Origin of the sequence: Rhodococcus sp. IEGM 1409 (genome assembly GCF_030056735.1) — a bacterium.
Lineage (GTDB): Bacteria > Actinomycetota > Actinomycetes > Mycobacteriales > Mycobacteriaceae > Rhodococcus_F.
In genome coordinates, this window is record NZ_JASHKN010000001.1 from 186,777 (window position 1) to 203,350 (window position 16,574).

The window sequence follows — 16,574 nt, forward strand, 5'->3', positions numbered from 1 at the left end:
CACACGGTTTTCCGATTTGTCCCACTATCAGCCCACGATTCCCGATACTGGATTGACCGAGTGGTACCGACGACGCCCCGTTAGGGAGAATCTCGTGTCCATCACCAGTAGAAGCAGCTCTCGACTGTCGGCTGCGGCGGTTCCGGTCGCACTGACGGTCGCCCTACTCGCCGGGTGCTCGTCCGATTCCGACACAGCCCCAGCGCCCGGGCCGGTCGTCAGCGACGCCAGCCCGGGCCTCGACGCCGGGGTGCCGATCCCGGACGGGCAGATCGACGACGCCGTCGGAAAGCTCGATGGTCTCGCGAACGATCTCATGGAGATTTCCGGTGTTCCCGGCATGGCAGTGGCCGTAGTACACGGCGGCAAGACTGTGTACGCCAAGGGATTCGGGGTTCGCGAGTTGGGGAAGAGCGCCACCGTCGATGCCGACACCGTGTTCCAACTAGCGTCGGTGTCGAAATCGGTGGGGGCCACGGTGGTAGCCCACGAAGTCGGAATCGGGACCGTCGACTGGGACACTCCGGTGATCTCGAAACTGCCGGGGTTCGCACTTGCCGATCCGTGGGTGACCGATCACCTCACGATCTCCGACCTCTACACGCATCGGTCGGGACTACCGGACCATGCCGGCGACGGACTCGAGGACCTGGGCTACGACCGGGCCCAGGTGCTCGAGAAGCTTCGCCAACTACCGCTCAATCCGTTCCGAATCACCTACGAGTACACGAACTTCGGCGTCACTGCCGGCGCGGAGGCGGTTGCTGCTGCGGCGGGCACCGATTGGGAAACGCTGTCTCAGAACACGATCTACGGTCCGCTCGGGATGACGTTGACGTCTTCGCGGTTCGCCGATTACCAGGCCCGAGAAAATCGCACAGTCGGCCACATCCTCGAGGACGGGAAGTACTCGGTAGGACCGGTCCGGGACGCTGACGCCCAATCCCCCGCCGGTGGAGTCAGCTCCTCGGTGAACGACATGGCCAAGTGGTTGCACATGGTGCTGGCCGGCGGTCAGTATCAGGGGCAGCAGGTCGTTCAGACGGATGCGCTCGTGCCCGCGGTCAACCCCGAGATCGTCTCGCGGCACGCGCAGGAAATCGGCGAGCGCTCCGGCTTCTACGGCTACGGGTTCAACGTTTCCGACAGCGCCGCCGGTCGTGTCACAGCTAGCCACTCCGGAGCCTTCCTGGTCGGAGCCGGGACGAATTTCGTGACGATTCCCTCCGCTGACGTCGGCATCGTCGTTCTCACCAACGGCACTCCCACCGGTGTTGCGGAGACCCTGACCGCCGAGTTCGCCGATCTGGTGCAGTTCGGAAAGATCACCCGTGAGTGGCGCCCGCTGTACGAAGCGTCGTTTGCCTCACAAGCCGACCCCGAGGGCGAACTCGCTGGGAAGACACCGCCGGCCTCCCCTGCTCCTGCTCCGCCGACAAACCAAGTAACCGGCGACTACGGCAACGCGTACTGGGGTCCCGTGCTCGTGACGCAGCAGAACGGTGCGCTGACCTTGACCATGGGACCCGCGGCCGTGACGTACCCGCTGACCCACTGGGACGGAAACACCTTCACGTTCCCCCTCAGCGGCGAGAACGCACCGACTGGGAGTGTCTCGAGGGCCACCTTCGACGGAAACTCGCTAACCTTGGAGTACTTCGATCACGATCATCTCGGTACCTTCATCCGGGCAACACCGGCCGAATAACTCAGCCAAGGACACCCCATGAGCAGTTCAACAGCCACGGTGCGCGCAATGTTCGCAGCCCTCACCGATTTCGACGTGGACACCGCAGCCGAACTGATGACAGACGACATCATCTGGCAGAACGTCTCGCTCCCCACACTGCGAGGCAAGAAGACCGTCGTGCGAGTGCTTCGTTTGGTCACCAAGCCTTCACTGAAATTCGAGGCCGAAATGCACCACATCGTCGGCGACGAGTCCACGGTGCTCACCGAACGCACCGACATCTTGACCGTCGGGCCGCTGCGCATCGAATTCTGGGTGTGCGGAACCTTCGAACTGCGCGACGGCAAGATCTCCGTCTGGCGAGACTATTTCAGCCTGCGAGACGTCGCGTGGGGTGTAGTGACCGCGGTCGGCCGCGCAGTAGTCGGGAACGGGTCACGAAGTAGGCTTGCTCCGGCCTGAAAACACCTGCCGAAAGCGAGCGAACCTTCGATGCCCGAGAACACCACGCCTGATTCCTTCGATGCCGGCTTGGCTGTGCGAACCGAAGTCATGGGCGCCGATTTTGTCGACGCCGCCTTCGAGCGCACCCGCGGCACCGACAGCGAAGAACTGCAGAACTTCGTGACGGCCAACGTCTGGGGTTCGGTGTGGACGCGCCCCGGACTGGATCGCCGCAGCCGCAGTCTGATCAATCTGGGGATGCTGATCGCGCTGCGCGCCGAGAACGAACTCAAAGGCCACGTACGCGGTGCACTTCGAAACGGCTTGACGCGCACCGAGATCGTCGAAACCGTGATCCACGCGAGCGCGTACTGCGGCGCTCCAGCCGGGCTCGCGGCAATGCGTGTGGTGCAAGAGGTTCTCGACATCGAACTGGGATCACTGCAGGGCTGAACTACTACAAACCCGAACTCCCCGTGCTGACCGAAGTCCGCACGGGGAGATCACTTCTCAGGAAGTAGGGCCGAACTCCTCGAGCATCTCGGTCACCAACTCGGCGATCGGCGAACGCTCACTGCGAGTGAGTGTGATGTGCGCAAAAAGCGGGTGCCCCTTGAGCTTTTCGATGACGGCCGCAACTCCGTCATGCCTGCCTACTCGCAGGTTGTCACGCTGCGCGACGTCGTGCGTGAGAACCACTCGCGACCCGGTTCCCAGACGAGAAAGCACTGTCAGCAGAACATTTCGTTCGAGGGACTGCGCTTCGTCGACAATCACGAACGAATCGTGCAGCGACCGACCGCGAATGTGCGTCAGCGGCAACACTTCCAGCATTCCGCGGGCGAGAACCTCCTCGAGAACCTCGGGCGAGGCCAACCCGTCGAGAGTGTCGAAGACGGCCTGAGCCCACGGGCCCATCTTCTCGCTCTCGCTGCCGGGAAGGTAGCCGAGTTCTTGTCCGCCAACGGCATACAGCGGACGGAAGACGACAACCTTTCGCTGAGTGCGGCGCTCGAGAACGGCTTCCAAACCTGCCGTCAGAGCCAAGGCCGACTTACCGGTGCCTGCCTTACCGCCGAGTGAGATGATGCCGATACTCTCGTCCATGAGGAGATCGAGCGCAATGCGCTGCTCAGCGGAGCGGCCGTGCAACCCGAACGCCTCGCGCTCACCGCGCACCAACTGGATGCGCTTGTCCGGAGTCACCCGTCCGAGCGCGCTCGACGAACCACCCAAGAGACGAAGACCCGTGTGACACGGCAGATCCCGCGCTTCGTCGAGATCCAGGAACCCCTCGTTGAACAGCTCGTCGATGTCCGTCGAGGCGACGTCCAGTTCGGTCATGCCTGTCCATCCGGAGGGCACAACGTCGTGAGCGTGATACTCGTCGGCGGGTAGCCCCACCGCGCCTGCCTTCACACGAAGCGGAATGTCCTTGCTGACCAGGACTACGTCCTTGCCCTCTGCCGCAAGGTTCAAAGCGCACGCCAGAATCCTCGAATCGTTACTGTCCGTGCGAAATCCGACGGGCAAGACCGCAGGGTCGGTGTGATTGAGTTCGACCTGCAGTGTCCCGTTCTCGGTGCCGATCGGCACCGGACGGTCCAGTCGGCTGTATTCGATGCGGAGATCGTCGAGCATGCGGAGCGATTCTCGGGCGAACCATCCCAGTTCGTGGTGGTGTCGCTTGCCTTCGAGTTCGCTGATCACGACCAGTGGCAGTACCACGTGGTGTTCGGCGAATCGAGTGACAGCCCATGGATCGGACAGTAGTACCGAGGTATCCAAGACGTACGTGCGAAGTGCATCTCCCGAATGATTCCCGGCTGATAGATCGGCCCGGGCCGAGTGGGCAGAGACGGAGCGTGATGCAGTCACGTTGGGCTCCTAGGTCTGCGCGGCACCCGCGCAAACTCAGCTCGCTGGGCCGGACGGCTCTGGTGTCAGGTGACGCTGTGTCAGCTGAAACAAGGGCCGGGCGCCGGCCCTCTCGTACTGAGTGTTTCAGTCACGATCAGAACCTCCCGCACAAGTAACTTCTGGTTACTCGTTACTGCCGACGGTACTGCGGATCGGACACTCGCGCCACGGAACGAGCCGCACATCTGGTGAACGCCAGGTAACAAAATGCCACACGTGTGATTCAGCGCCCCTCAGGACTCGATCAGACCCCACTTGGCGGCGCGCACCGCTGCCTGAACCCGCGAATTGGTGCCGGTCTTGACGAAGATGTTCTCGAGGTGAGTGGCGACAGTGCGACGGCTGACGAACAACTCCTCGGCGATCTCGACATTGCCCGCGCCCTTGGCCACCAATTGCAGGACCTGAATCTCCCGTGGGCTCAGGTGGACGCGATCGAGCGCCACCTGGTCCCCCACTACGCGGGAGCAGGCCGCGCTGGACGCCGCCACCACCTCTCGCACGCGATCGACCACGCCGGAATCCGCGAAGCTCATGTGCAGCAATCCGGTCACCTCACGGCCGGAAAACCCCAATGCGACCGACGCACCCTCGGCGTACCCGGACGGCCGCAGAACATCGGTGACCATCTCGACCTGCTCGAATCGTGGCACGTCCTGCCAGAACACCGGCACACCTGAGGCCTCGCGAATGATGCCGAAGAGATTTCGATCGGCCACGAAGTCGTCGAGCAGGAACTCGAGCACCCTGGCGTTGTATCCGGAACTCGCCAGGGCCCGATGCCGTCCGGTCGACGGTTCTCGGTAGGTGACCGCGGCAGCCGAGTATTCGAGTCCACGCGCGCGAAGTTCTTCGGCGCACAGACCGAAAATGCCGTACGCCCCCGCCGCCGGCGATCGCGGCGCGAACATGTCAGGTCCAGCGCCGCGATCAGGCAGTACAGACGTCATCACACCAATCTAGTCACTTGTGTGAGCTAGGCCACCACCAGCGAATCGGCAGGCTTCTTGTCGGCCCACGGACGCACCGCCTCGAAGTTCGCGGCCGTCCGCAGGACCAGTGCGTCCTGACGGTGGCGTGCGGCGATCTGCAGCCCCACCGGTCGGCCGTCGGCGGTAAATCCGGCAGGCACGGTGATCGCCGGGTTGTTGAGCATGTTGTACGGGTAGGTGAAAAGCCAATCGAGCAACTGCTCACGCAGCGACGCACCTTCGAGCCACGACGGTGCGAACTGACTGAGCGGGAACGTGGCCGATGCCAAGGTCGGCGAAACCAATACGTCGTAATCGTTCATGAACGTGGTCCACGTGTCCCACATGACGCCGCGGAAGGCGTCGGCCCGCCCGACGTCGACACCGGTGAGCCGCTCGGCCTCGTGCATGATCTCGATGAGATTGTCGTCGACCTCGCCGCGTTGGTTCTCCCAGTCGAGCAAGTCGTACTCCGAAGCGAAACCGGGAACCCAGATGCCGTTCCACATCGATTCCGACGGATTTCCCCACTCCGGGGTCGCCTCGGTGATCTGGGCACCCAATTCCTCGAACGCCGACAACGCGTCCAGGCACACGGCCAGTACCTCCGGATCAACATGGCCGAGGCCGAGATTCGTCGACCACGCAACACGAAGTCCCTTCACGTGACCCTTCGCCGCTTCGACGTACGAGGTCTCGGCACGCTCTATCGAGAGCGGATCCGCATTGTGCGGCCCGGCCATGATGTCGAGCATGAGCGCGTTGTCGGCAACCGTCCTGGTGATCGGACCGTGGTACGCCCAGTTGTAGAACCGGCCGGCCAGGATGGTCTGCGGGATGACGCCGGTGGTCGGCTTGAGCCCGACAACCCCGCAGAGAGCCGACGGGATTCGCACCGATCCGGCGCCGTCACTGCCCTCGGCTAGTGGCCCGAGGCCGGCAGCCACAGCAGCCGACGCACCGCCACTGGACCCGCCCGCGCTGTTGCCGAGCTTCCACGGGTTGTGCGTCGGCCCGTACAGGTGGTTGTCCGTGCCACCGTAGTACCCGCTTTCGGGAGTGTTCGTCTTTCCCAGGAACAGTCCGCCCGCGCCGCGCAGCCTGTCCACGACGACGGCATTTCCCGTCGCGATGTTGTCGGCCATCGGCTTCATCCCGAACGTGGTCGGCAGCCCGTCCACTGCCGTCAGATCTTTGATCGTGAACGGAACACCGTGCAGCGGGCCGAGCTTCTCCCCCGATTCCTGCTGCCACGAGAGTTCGGCCGCGTCGCGCGTGACCTGCTCACGATCGAACTGCACTATCGCGTTGATCGACGGGTTGACGGCGTCGACGCGCTGGATCATCGCTTCGGCAATCTCGTTGGGCGAGAGATTGTTCGACGCGACCGACGCCGCCATCTCGGTAGCGGAGAGCCAATGCAGATTCTGTTCGGTCATGGGATTTCCTTCGCCGGAGGGGTGATGCTCTCAGGCTAGGAAGCGCCGAACTCCGCCACCATCGGTCATGTGACCGATGCCACAAGTCTGAAAACCGCAAGTCCGTGAACCAGAAGTCCGTGAACACCGACGGCCCGGCCCCTCGAAAGGGACCGGGCCGTCGGTGAAGAAATTCCTAGACGTTCTTGCTGAGCAGGCCCCAGTTCTCGAGACCGTCGTACAGCGGCAGGTCGAGGGCGAGCTTGGCGACGCGCGCACGCAGCGCCGGCAGATCCGCGTTGCCGGCCAGAGCGGTACCGATGATGTCGGCGACCTCGGTGAACTCGGCATCGCCGAATCCGCGAGTGGCCAACGCCGCGGTACCGATACGCAGACCGGAGGTGGTCATCGGCGGGCGGGGATCGAACGGAACAGCGTTGCGGTTTACCGTGATGCCGATTTCGTGCAGAAGGTCCTCACCCTGCTGGCCGTCGAGCTGCGAGTTACGCAGGTCCACGAGAACGAGGTGGACGTCTGTGCCACCGGTCAGCACGCTGATGCCCTGATCTGCGACGTCCTTGTTGCCCAGACGCTCGGCAAGGATGCGCGCACCGGAAAGGGTGCGTGCCTGACGGTCCTTGAACTCTTCGCCCGCAGCGATCTTGAAGGTGACTGCCTTGGCCGCGATGGCGTGCATGAGCGGTCCGCCCTGCTGACCGGGGAAGACAGCGGAGTTGAGCTTCTTGGCCCACTCCTTCTTCGCCAGGATCAGACCGGAACGCGGTCCACCGAGGGTCTTGTGGACGGTCGAGGAGACGACGTCCGCGTACGGGACGGGCGACGGGTGCAGGCCTGCCGCAACCAATCCGGCGAAGTGCGCCATGTCGACCCACAGGTACGCCCCGACCTCGTCGGCGATCGCACGGAAGGCCGCGAAGTCCTGCTGACGCGGGTACGCCGACCAGCCGGCGACGATGACCTTCGGCTTCTCGGCGAGGGCGATCGAGCGCACCTCGTCCATGTCGATGCGGTGATCTTCCTTGCTGACGCCGTAGGACGCGACGTCGTACAACTTGCCGGAGAAGTTGAGCTTCATGCCGTGCGTGAGGTGACCGCCGTGTGCAAGGTCGAGGCCGAGCAGCTTCTCACCCGGGTTCATCAGTGCCATCAGGACAGCAGCATTGGCCTGTGCGCCCGAGTGCGGCTGAACGTTGGCGAACTCCGCACCGAAGAGTTCCTTCGCACGGTTGCGCGCCAGATCCTCGATGACGTCGACGTGCTCGCAACCGCCGTAGTAACGACGTCCCGGGTAGCCCTCGGCGTACTTGTTGGTCAGGACGCTGCCCTGAGCCTGCAGAACCGAGCGGGGAACGAAGTTCTCCGACGCGATCATCTCGAGCGTGTCGCGCTGACGAGCCAATTCACCAGCCATCGCCTCGGCGACTTCGGGGTCGAGTTCGGCGAGTGATGCAGAGTTGACGTCGGAGCCGGGCACAGCGGTCATCGAAGAATCTCCAAGCTGGATGCGGAAACGAATACGTCCAGTCTACGAAGTTCGCTCCCGCCGTCTCCACCCGGCACTAGGCAGCACGCAGAGAGCTGGGGACCAGCGGCTCGTCGAGCAGCCTGCGGAAGCGTTCGGTGCGCTCTGCGCCCACCGGCACCTCGTCCAACCAGCCCCCGAGCAGCCGGTATCCCTCGACATACGTGCTGGTGTAGGCCCGCCACAGCGGTGAAGACAGGAACTTGAGCGACTGCCGCGCGCGTTCCGGCGTCGACAGCGACCACCGTTCGAGGAAGAGCGCCACGTCGTCGAGGCTGCGGCCCTCGTCGTGCAACATCAGAGCGGCGTCCTGACGAACGCTCAGCAATTGCCCCGACGCGGTGGAGAGCCGTTGCGCCTTTTCCCCGTCGAAAGACAAACCGAGATCGGCGTAGATCTCCTGCGCCCACAAACCCCAGTCCGGGCCGACGATCGCTTCGAGCGCCAGATCCGCGAGTCCTTCGGCCATGATGCACTGCGGCGTGTTGACCAGGAACAGCGTCTGCTCGAGTTGGCCGGTCCCGACCAGGCCGGCTTCCTTGCGGCAATGCTCGGTGTGATGGCCGGGGTAGGACTCGTGCGCGATCAGCCGCGGCAGGTTGGCCATGAACTGCGGCAGGTCCGAGTTGATCGCAACCTTGGAGCGGTAGTCACCGAGGTAGTAGTTGAAGCCGGACCACGGCTTGTCCCCCACCACTTCGTATTCGACGGTTTCCGACGCAGGAAGCCCGAACGTGCCGCGAACCAGATCACGCAGCGCACTCGACATTGCCTCGACGCACTCGTTCAGTCTCGCGGCGGGGATCTCGTCGGCCTTGCGATGCGCCTGCACCCGCTCGGCCAGCGGTCCCGGACCGGGCAGAACTTCACCCATCAACCGGTGAGCGTCGCTGTAGGCGTCCTCGTTTCCCTTTTCGATTCGTACGTCGAAGTACGCCTCCACCTCGTCCACGAAGCCGATGTCCTCACCCGCGAACTTGCGTCCGGAGCATTCGAGGGCGCGCAGGTGAACGTCGATGAAGTGAGCGCGCTCGGCATTCAGACCACTTCCGGCAAGCTCGCCCCGCAATTCACGTGCCGTGCGGGCAAGTTCACGCGGATCGGGCTTCGGAGCGCTCTCGATCTGCTTACGCAGCGCGGGGTCACCGGTGAACGCGTCGACGAACCCGTCTTCGAGACGGTCGAAACCCAGTCCGAGCAGCAGATATTGGCGAACAAGTGTGTCTGGATCCATAACGACCGAGCCTAGCCGCTCGCTCCGGAATGCCACCCGGCGAAAGTCCCGGACGTGGCACCGAGCACAATCCGACTATGCACTCGGATCGTGCGCTCACGCGCCTGGCTTGCTCGCATAGCTGTTTCGTCCGCCGGGCCCCGGGTTCACTACGTGCCGGTGAGCTGGGCTGATGGCGCGCACCAACGAGTCGAGTCCCTACGTCGAGTTCGACCGCAAGCAGTGGCGGACACTGCGTAAGTCGACGCCGCTGGTGTTGACCGAGGACGAGTTGTACGGCCTGCGTGGTCTCGGCGAGCAGATCGATCTCGAAGAGGTCGCCGAGGTCTATCTCCCCCTCGCACGTCTGATCCACCTGCAGGTGGCGGCGCGCCAACGACTGTTCGCAGCCACCGCCACGTTCCTCGGTGAGAAGCATCCCGATCGTCAGGTGCCCTTCGTCATCGGTGTCGCCGGTTCGGTTGCGGTCGGAAAATCCACGACAGCTCGTGTGCTGCAAGCTCTCCTGGCCCGCTGGGATCACCATCCGCGCGTCGACCTCGTCACCACGGACGGATTCCTGTATCCAACCAAGGAGCTCCAGCGTCGAGGCATCATGCACCGCAAGGGTTTTCCCGAAAGCTACGATCGTCGCAAGCTGTTGCGCTTCGTCACGGAAGTCAAGTCCGGCGCGGAAGAAGTAGCGGCGCCGGTGTATTCGCACACGTCGTACGACATCATCCCGGGCCAGTACCATCTGATCCGCCAGCCGGACATCCTCATCATCGAGGGCCTCAACGTCCTGCAGACCGGCCCGCGTCTGATGGTCTCCGATCTGTTCGACTTCTCGATCTACGTCGACGCCCGCATCGAGGACATCGAAGCCTGGTACATCGAGCGGTTCCTCGCGCTGCGCAACACGTCGTTCGCCGATCCGAACGCTCACTTTCACCACTACTCCGGCCTCTCCGACCGCGACGCGACCATCGCGGCGAAGGAGATCTGGAACTCGATCAATCACCCGAACCTGGTGGAGAACATTCTCCCCACCCGTCCCCGCGCAACCCTGGTACTGCGCAAGGACGCCGATCACACGATCAACCGGCTCCGACTGCGCAAGCTCTGAGCCGGCTCAGGCGCCGAACCGGCGGTGGCGCGCCGCGTAGTCACGCAAGGCTCGAAGAAAGTCGACTCGGCGGAACTCGGGCCAGTATGCCTCGGTGAACCAGATCTCCGAATAGGCGCTCTGCCACAACAGGAATCCGGAGAGCCGCTGCTCGCCGGAGGTGCGGATCACCAGATCCGGATCGGGCTGCCCCGACGTGTAGAGGTGACCGTCGATGCCGTCGACCGAGACGGCCTGGATCAGTTCGTCTCCGCTCAGACCTTCACCGATCTTGTCGCGCAGGAGCGATTGGACGGCGTCGGCGATCTCCTGCCGTCCGCCGTATCCGATCGCGACGTTGACATGCGTTCCGGTTCGGCCACTGGTTCCGGCTGCAGCTTCCCGCAATCGCCTGGACTGCTCGGGGGGCAGAAGATCGAGGGCACCGACGATCTGCACACTCCAGTTCTTGCCGGGCCCGGAGATCTCTTCGACGACGTCGGTGATGATCTCGAGGAGGGTGTCCAACTCTTCCGGTTCGCGGCGCAGGTTCTCGGTCGAGAGCAGATAGATGGTTGCCATCTCGATTCCGGCGGCGTCGCACCATTCCAGCAATTCGGCGATCTTGAGCGCGCCCATGCGGTGCCCGTGACTGACATCGGTGAAGCCGTTCTCGCGGGCCCATCGCCGGTTTCCGTCACACATCACCGCTACGTGCCGTGGGTGCGCGAGACCGTCGAGATGACTGAGGAGTCGTCGCTCGTAGATGCTGTACAGCAGTCCGCGCAGATTCACCGTGACATCACCATGGTGTCAAAGACTACGCCCGGCAGTGACAGCCACATGCGAGCGCCGTCACGCTTTTTGTACACGTCGAAAACCTGCAGGTAGGTTATGCTACTGGTGCGTAACCTACGGTACCGTAGGTTACGCGATTCGCAACATCACGGAACGAGAGGGGTTGCACATGACGGCATTCGGGCTCGACGAGCTTCCGGTCAAACCACGCATGCGCGGTTGGATCCACCTATGGGCGCTCGGTGTCTCCGTCGTCGCGGGCATCGTTCTCGTGTCCGTGGCGGGCGCTCAGGTAGGCGCCAAGGCGGCCTGGGCAACCGCAATCTACAGCATCACGATCTGCGGCCTCTTCGGTATCAGCGCGACGTATCACCGCATCCAGTGGCAGACAGTCAAGGGCCGAACGTGGATGAAGCGTGCGGACCATTCGATGATCTTTCTCTTCATCGCCGGCAGCTACACACCGTTCGCCATGCTCGGCCTCCCCACTGACACCGGCAAGATCATTCTTGCGATCGTGTGGGCTGGCGCGCTCGCCGGCGTAGCACTCAAGATGCTCTGGCCTACCGCCCCGAAATGGGTGGGAGTCCCGCTCTACCTGCTCCTCGGCTGGGCGATCGTCCCCGTGGTCGGTGAACTGACACACCAGGTCGGTGTGGCGCCGATGGTGCTGCTGCTCGTCGGCGGAATCTTCTACAGCGTCGGCGCAATTCTGTACGCGACAAAATGGCCCAACCCGTGGCCCACGACGTTCGGTCACCACGAGTTCTTCCACGCCGCGACGGTCGTCGCGGCGATCTGCCACTACATCGCGGTATGGCTCGTCGTGTTCAACTGACTCGCCAGTTCCACCACCGTCGTCACCGGCCGATCGCACACGAATCCCCGGCAGATGTACGCGGCTTCACCACCGTCGACAAGGGGTCGATCTGCAAGCAGCGGTGAAGAATCCGGCGCTCCGCCGACCACCACTGCACCACCCGGGGCAAGCCGACGGGCATCGGCCAACAACGAACCTTCACCGACGACGGCCACCTGTATCGGACCACGCAACGACGCTTCCGCCACCGCGAGCCAGTGTCCCGCCGACCGAGGCGCACGCTCGAGCGGCAGCGTGGCCCTCGCCATCGCGTCCGCCGCGGCCTGGGCGTAACGAGACGAGCGCTCGGCATCGGTCAACGCCGCTGCGGTCAACAGAGCCTCTGCAACGCTCGACGCACCGGACGGCGTCGCGCCGTCCAACGGGTCTCGGGGCCGGGTAACGAGAGACTCCGCGAAATCGGCTGTGTCGAACCAGCTTCCCGGCTCAGCCGGATCGGCGAAATGATCGAGAGTGACGTCGAGCAGCTGCTGCGCCGCATCGAGCCATCGCGCAGTTCCCGTTGCCTGGTAGAGAGCCAGGAGGCCCGTCGCAAGCGCTGCGTAATCCTCGAGCACTGCCGTCGGGGCGCCGACAGTCCCGCCGAGGGAAGCGCGGCGCAGATGACCGTCCACCAGGTGAAGGTCGAGAAGAGCGCCGGCGCACTCGGCTGCCGCGTCGATCCACTCGGGCCGGTCCAGGGCAAGCCCCGCTTCCGTCAAAGCCGTGACGGTCAGCCCGTTCCAGGCAGTCACCACTTTGTCGTCACGGCCAGGCTGTGGACGCTGAGCCCGGACGGCGCGTAGAGCGTCGGAGACCGTCTGCCAGCGTGACCAGTCGTCGGGATCACGGAGCAATTGCAGCACCGACGCACCCTCTTCGAAGGTGCCGGTATCGGTGACCCGGAACAATTCCGACGCCCACTGCCCGTCCTCCGCGCCGAGAATCTCGACCAATTGCGCCGGCGTCCATACGTACGTGAGGCCTTCGCCGCCGTCGGTGTCGGCATCGAGAGCCGAAGCGAAGCAACCGTTCTCGGTCAGCAGATCGGCGAGCAGGAACCCTGCGGTCTCCGCGGCGACGCGGGTGGCCAGGTCCGATCCGGTTCGCCGCGCCCAATGCGCGTAGAACCGCAGAAGCAGCGCGTTATCGTAGAGCATCTTCTCGAAGTGCGGAACCACCCACTCGGCATCGACCGAGTACCGCGAGAAACCGCCACCCAACTGGTCGTAGATGCCGCCACGTGCCATTGCTTCGGCGGTGCGCTCGATGCCGCCGAGAATCTCGCCCGAACCCGTGCGCTCGAACTGTCGGAGCAGTCCCTCCAGAAGTGCCGACGGCGGAAACTTCGGTGCCCCGCCGAATCCCCCGCGCGGCATGTCCTCGTCGCCGAGGACAGACAGACCCGCCGCATCCAGCAGCTCCGCATCGACGGGCGCGCCGCCGTACGGGATTCCGCCGGACGCGCGCTGAAGTTCCGTGACGATCGACTGTGCCGCGGTGTCGACCTCGTCGCGCCGATCGGTGAAGGTGTCGGCTATCGCTTCGAGAAGCTGTGTGAACGAGGGCATTCCGCCGCGAGGCGTCGGCGGGTAGTACGTGCCGCAGTAGAAGGGTGAACCGTCGGGAGTCAGGAAACAGGTCATCGGCCAGCCGCCCTGACCGGTCATCGCGACCGTCGCGTTCATGTAGACGGCGTCGATGTCCGGACGTTCTTCGCGGTCCACCTTCACGCAGACGAAGTTCGCGTTCATGATCGCCGCGATCTCGTCGTTCTCGAACGACTCGTGCGCCATGACGTGGCACCAATGGCACGCCGAGTACCCGATCGAGAGGAGGATCGGCACGTTGCGCTCGCGCGCCCACTCCATCGCTTCTTCGCCCCACTGTTGCCAGTGGACCGGATTGTCGGCGTGCTGACGCAGGTAGGGGCTCGAGGACCCACCCAGGTTGTTCCGCATCCGTGGGTCCATCGTCGCTACCTCGTCCGTCTCAGGATTCTTGCTTCGGCTTCTTCTCGGTAGAGACGTTCGGTTCCGCCGGGCCCGGAGCTGTGATCGCTCCCCGGTCGGTGCCTTCATCCGCCTGCTGATCGAGTTCGGGATGATCCGGTTCAAAGGTTTCCGGCAGCTTCTTGAGCTGGCGATTCATCGACCGAACCAACAGGATCACACCGATGAGCAGCGCAAGAATCACCAGCAATCCGACCGGAGACGACTTTCCGAACTCCGGGCCGGATGGATTACTCGGGGTCTGAGCAAGAAATTGTGTGGTGCCGAGAACTACCTCGGCGGACAGAGCATTCACTTCTGAACGTCCTCTTCGAGACCTGCGAACAGGTCGGTTTCCGGAATGGACGTGGTGACCCGCGTCTTGGCGAGCTCGAATTCCTCGGTGGGCCAGATCTTCTGCTGAATGTCGAGCGGCACAGCGAAGAACGAACCGTTGGGATCGATCTGCGTCGCGTGCGCACGCAGAGCGTCGTCACGCTGAGGAAAGTAATCGCCGCACGTGACCTGAGTGGTCACCCGGACCATCATGTCGCCACGCTCGGTCTTCCACTTCTTGAGCCAGTCAGCCATCGGGAACGGCTCACCTCGGCGCTCGTACTCCTCCTGGAAGAGTTCGAGGCGCTTACGGATGAATCCGTGCGAGTAGTAGATCTTCTTGATCTCCCACGGTTTCCCGTCCTCGGGGAAGTATTCGGGATCGGCGGCGGCTTCGTAGGCAGCCATCGACACCTCGTGGCACCGGATGTGGTCCGGGTGCGGGTATCCGCCGTTCTCGTCGTACGTCGTGACGACGTGGGGACGGAATTCGCGAATCACCTTGACCAGAGCGCGCGTGGACTCTTCGAGCGGAACGAGGGCGAAGCACCCTTCGGGCAGCGGCGGAAGAGGGTCACCCTCGGGGAGTCCGGAATCGACGAAACCGAGCCAGCGCTGCTTCACGCCCAGGATGCGAGCGGCCTCGGCCATCTCCTCCTGGCGGACTTCGCTGATTCGATCGCGGACGCCGGGAACGTCCATGGCCGGGTTGAGAATGTCGCCACGCTCACCCCCGGTGAGCGTCAGGACCATCACTTCGTGGCCTTCGGCTGCGTAACGGGCGGTGGTGGCCGCACCCTTGCTTGACTCGTCGTCGGGATGGGCATGGACGGCCATGAGCCGGAATCCGCTCACGTGTTCGTTCACCTCAACTTCACCTGGAGCCGTTGCCGGCAGTTCACCTGTAGCCGTCACCGGCAGTCTTCGATTTACACGCTGTGTACCGCTCGGATTGCTCCGAGCCTTTGCCGTCAAACGTACCGACTGCCGTCAAACCTACCGACGGCGCGACGGGACACGTCCTCTATAGTTCCACCCGAGAGTTCCTGGCGCTGCCGTGACCCCTTCAGTAGTTCGGTGGGGCGCAGTCAGTTGCTGCACGACACGTGAACTCGAGTCTTCGAGAGCAGAGTGATGAGCAAACCGCTTCCCCAAGATCGGTACCCGAGCACTACTCGCACGGGCAGTCCCCGCAAGTGGATGGTGTGGGCTCTGACCGCTCTCGTCATCGTCGTCGGCGGCGGAATCGCGTACTACGCGTACGGAAAATTCGCAGTCAAGGAAATCGAGACCGAGACCATCTCGTTCGACATCGCCAACGATGCCACGGTGAAGATCCGCTTCACCGTCACGCGCGACGATTCGTCACGTGAAGCGATGTGCATCGTGCGCGCCCGCTCGAAGGACGGCTCCGAAACCGGTCGACGGGAGGTCTACGTCCCGCCTTCGGAACATCAGACCCTCGATTTCAACACCGAGGTCAAGACGTCCCAGCCGCCAGGCATGGCCGACGTCTACGGCTGCAGCTTCGACGTTCCGGAGTATCTGACCAAGAGCTGACCTCGGACGCACCCACCCTGCCGGACGTTTGGCGCCGGACAGGGCGGGTAGTCCTGCGTGATAGAATTGCCCGATACACGGTTCCGGGTGGAACCGTGTATTGCTGCATTGACGCAAGGTTTGACGGCAAGGTTGCACCCCTGGTGGTGCTTTCCGAGTCGTTGTTCGCTGCTGTTGCAGTGATCGTCGAGGGAGCCCCCGGCTCCGACTACTAGGGAGTGATCGAGATGACCGAGACCCAGGTGACCTGGCTTACCCAGGAATCACATGACAGGCTCAAGAACGAACTCGACCAGCTCATCGCCAATCGCCCTGTCATCGCCGCCGAGATCAACGAGCGTCGCGAAGAGGGTGACCTGAAAGAGAACGGCGGCTACCACGCTGCCCGCGAAGAGCAGGGTCAGCAGGAAGCCCGCATTCGCCAGCTCCAGGAGCTGCTGAACAGCGCCAAGGTCGGCGAAGCCCCCACGCAGTCCGGTGTTGCACTGCCCGGATCCGTAGTCAAGGTCTACTACGACGGCGACGAGAGTGACACCGAGACGTTCCTCATCGCTACTCGCGAAGAAGGCGCACGTGACGCCAAGCTCGAGGTTTACTCCCCGAACTCACCGCTGGGCGGCGCACTGCTCGAAGCCAAGGTCGGCGACACGCGTGAGTACAACCTGCCCAACGGCAGCACCATGAAGGTCACGCTGCTGAGCGCGGAGCCTTACCACAGCTGATCTG

The 16,574-nt window shown here is 63.6% G+C and carries 16 protein-coding genes; 7 read left to right on the forward strand and 9 right to left on the reverse strand.

What is annotated here, in order from left to right; translation table 11 throughout:
* Positions 1-94 precede the first annotated feature (94 nt).
* The 3 genes from QM716_RS00870 to QM716_RS00880 are packed head-to-tail and all read left to right on the forward strand — an operon-like array spanning position 95 to position 2,587.
* On the forward strand, positions 95-1,708 hold the full coding sequence (locus tag QM716_RS00870; protein WP_283301628.1) for a serine hydrolase domain-containing protein: 1,614 nt from the start codon (positions 95-97) through the stop codon (positions 1,706-1,708).
* A gap of 18 nt (positions 1,709-1,726) precedes the next feature.
* Positions 1,727-2,152 (forward strand): limonene-1,2-epoxide hydrolase family protein, encoded by a 426-nt coding sequence (locus QM716_RS00875; protein ID WP_283301630.1) that lies wholly within the window; start codon positions 1,727-1,729, stop codon positions 2,150-2,152.
* A 30-nt stretch (positions 2,153-2,182) separates the two neighbouring features.
* The gene (locus QM716_RS00880; RefSeq protein ID WP_283301632.1) at positions 2,183-2,587 is read left to right on the forward strand and encodes a carboxymuconolactone decarboxylase family protein; all 405 of its coding nucleotides are present in this window, start codon (positions 2,183-2,185) and stop codon (positions 2,585-2,587) included.
* 57 nt (positions 2,588-2,644) lie between these two features.
* Here the strand turns inward: QM716_RS00880 and phoH2 are convergent, their stop codons facing one another.
* The 5 genes from phoH2 to QM716_RS00905 form a co-directional block, all read right to left on the reverse strand.
* Entirely contained in the window at positions 2,645-4,012 is a 1,368-nt protein-coding gene (gene phoH2, locus QM716_RS00885; protein WP_283301634.1) for an RNA 5'-3' helicase PhoH2, read from the reverse strand.
* Between the two features lie 275 nt (positions 4,013-4,287).
* Positions 4,288-5,004, reverse strand: a complete 717-nt coding sequence (locus QM716_RS00890; protein WP_283301636.1) for a helix-turn-helix transcriptional regulator — start codon at positions 5,002-5,004, stop codon at positions 4,288-4,290.
* Between the two features lie 26 nt (positions 5,005-5,030).
* Positions 5,031-6,464: an amidase gene (locus tag QM716_RS00895; protein ID WP_283301639.1), complete on the reverse strand. Its 1,434-nt coding sequence runs from the start codon at positions 6,462-6,464 to the stop codon at positions 5,031-5,033.
* Positions 6,465-6,639: 175 nt separating this feature from the next.
* A complete protein-coding gene (gene glyA, locus QM716_RS00900; RefSeq protein ID WP_003945195.1) occupies positions 6,640-7,947 on the reverse strand; it encodes a serine hydroxymethyltransferase in 1,308 nt (435 codons plus the stop codon).
* A gap of 76 nt (positions 7,948-8,023) precedes the next feature.
* Positions 8,024-9,220, reverse strand: coding sequence for a DUF885 domain-containing protein (locus tag QM716_RS00905; protein ID WP_283301641.1), 1,197 nt, complete (start codon positions 9,218-9,220; stop codon positions 8,024-8,026).
* Between the two features lie 172 nt (positions 9,221-9,392).
* On the opposite strand from QM716_RS00905, the gene coaA reads away from it, so the two are divergent.
* Positions 9,393-10,325, forward strand: coding sequence for a type I pantothenate kinase (gene coaA, locus QM716_RS00910; RefSeq protein ID WP_230814191.1), 933 nt, complete (start codon positions 9,393-9,395; stop codon positions 10,323-10,325).
* Positions 10,326-10,331: 6 nt separating this feature from the next.
* On the opposite strand, the gene QM716_RS00915 is transcribed toward coaA, so the two are convergent.
* On the reverse strand, positions 10,332-11,099 hold the full coding sequence (locus tag QM716_RS00915) for an isoprenyl transferase (protein ID WP_283301644.1): 768 nt from the start codon (positions 11,097-11,099) through the stop codon (positions 10,332-10,334).
* Between the two features lie 172 nt (positions 11,100-11,271).
* On the opposite strand from QM716_RS00915, the gene trhA reads away from it, so the two are divergent.
* A complete protein-coding gene (trhA, locus tag QM716_RS00920) occupies positions 11,272-11,940 on the forward strand; it encodes a PAQR family membrane homeostasis protein TrhA (RefSeq protein ID WP_230814192.1) in 669 nt (222 codons plus the stop codon).
* On the opposite strand, the gene QM716_RS00925 is transcribed toward trhA, so the two are convergent.
* From QM716_RS00925 to mca, 3 genes are read right to left on the reverse strand one after another with little or no spacing between them, the layout of a single operon-like run.
* Positions 11,907-13,934 carry a thioredoxin domain-containing protein gene (locus QM716_RS00925; RefSeq protein WP_283301647.1) on the reverse strand — a complete coding sequence of 676 codons (2,028 nt, stop codon included), beginning with the start codon at positions 13,932-13,934 and terminating at the stop codon, positions 11,907-11,909. The two genes, trhA and QM716_RS00925, sit on opposite strands and share 34 nt — an antisense overlap.
* A 19-nt stretch (positions 13,935-13,953) precedes the next feature.
* On the reverse strand, positions 13,954-14,268 hold the full coding sequence (locus QM716_RS00930) for a hypothetical protein (RefSeq protein WP_283301649.1): 315 nt from the start codon (positions 14,266-14,268) through the stop codon (positions 13,954-13,956).
* Positions 14,265-15,143: a mycothiol conjugate amidase Mca gene (mca, locus tag QM716_RS00935; RefSeq protein ID WP_283303011.1), complete on the reverse strand. Its 879-nt coding sequence runs from the start codon at positions 15,141-15,143 to the stop codon at positions 14,265-14,267. Before mca ends, QM716_RS00930 begins: the two co-directional genes overlap by 4 nt.
* Before the next feature lie 279 nt (positions 15,144-15,422).
* Here mca and QM716_RS00940 point away from each other — a divergent pair, with 279 nt between their 5' ends.
* Together QM716_RS00940 and greA are read left to right on the forward strand one after the other, a co-directional pair.
* Positions 15,423-15,848, forward strand: a complete 426-nt coding sequence (locus QM716_RS00940; RefSeq protein ID WP_283301650.1) for a DUF4307 domain-containing protein — start codon at positions 15,423-15,425, stop codon at positions 15,846-15,848.
* Positions 15,849-16,075: 227 nt separating this feature from the next.
* Positions 16,076-16,570 carry a transcription elongation factor GreA gene (gene greA / locus QM716_RS00945; protein ID WP_007726385.1) on the forward strand — a complete coding sequence of 165 codons (495 nt, stop codon included), beginning with the start codon at positions 16,076-16,078 and terminating at the stop codon, positions 16,568-16,570.
* Positions 16,571-16,574: the final 4 nt, after the last annotated feature.

Bases quoted from the DNA above. Each gene is read 5' to 3' on its own strand.
- greA (WP_007726385.1), top strand. From the start codon at position 16,076: ATGACCGAGACCCAGGTGACCTGGCTTACCCAGGAATCACATGACAGG.
- QM716_RS00890 (WP_283301636.1), bottom strand. From the start codon at position 5,004: ATGACGTCTGTACTGCCTGATCGCGGCGCTGGACCTGACATGTTCGCG.
- QM716_RS00880 (WP_283301632.1), top strand. From the start codon at position 2,183: ATGCCCGAGAACACCACGCCTGATTCCTTCGATGCCGGCTTGGCTGTG.
- glyA (WP_003945195.1), bottom strand. From the start codon at position 7,947: ATGACCGCTGTGCCCGGCTCCGACGTCAACTCTGCATCACTCGCCGAA.
- coaA (WP_230814191.1), top strand. From the start codon at position 9,393: ATGGCGCGCACCAACGAGTCGAGTCCCTACGTCGAGTTCGACCGCAAG.
- QM716_RS00875 (WP_283301630.1), top strand. From the start codon at position 1,727: ATGAGCAGTTCAACAGCCACGGTGCGCGCAATGTTCGCAGCCCTCACC.
- QM716_RS00925 (WP_283301647.1), bottom strand. From the start codon at position 13,934: ATGGACCCACGGATGCGGAACAACCTGGGTGGGTCCTCGAGCCCCTAC.
- QM716_RS00905 (WP_283301641.1), bottom strand. From the start codon at position 9,220: ATGGATCCAGACACACTTGTTCGCCAATATCTGCTGCTCGGACTGGGT.
- QM716_RS00940 (WP_283301650.1), top strand. From the start codon at position 15,423: ATGAGCAAACCGCTTCCCCAAGATCGGTACCCGAGCACTACTCGCACG.
- trhA (WP_230814192.1), top strand. From the start codon at position 11,272: ATGACGGCATTCGGGCTCGACGAGCTTCCGGTCAAACCACGCATGCGC.
- QM716_RS00895 (WP_283301639.1), bottom strand. From the start codon at position 6,464: ATGACCGAACAGAATCTGCATTGGCTCTCCGCTACCGAGATGGCGGCG.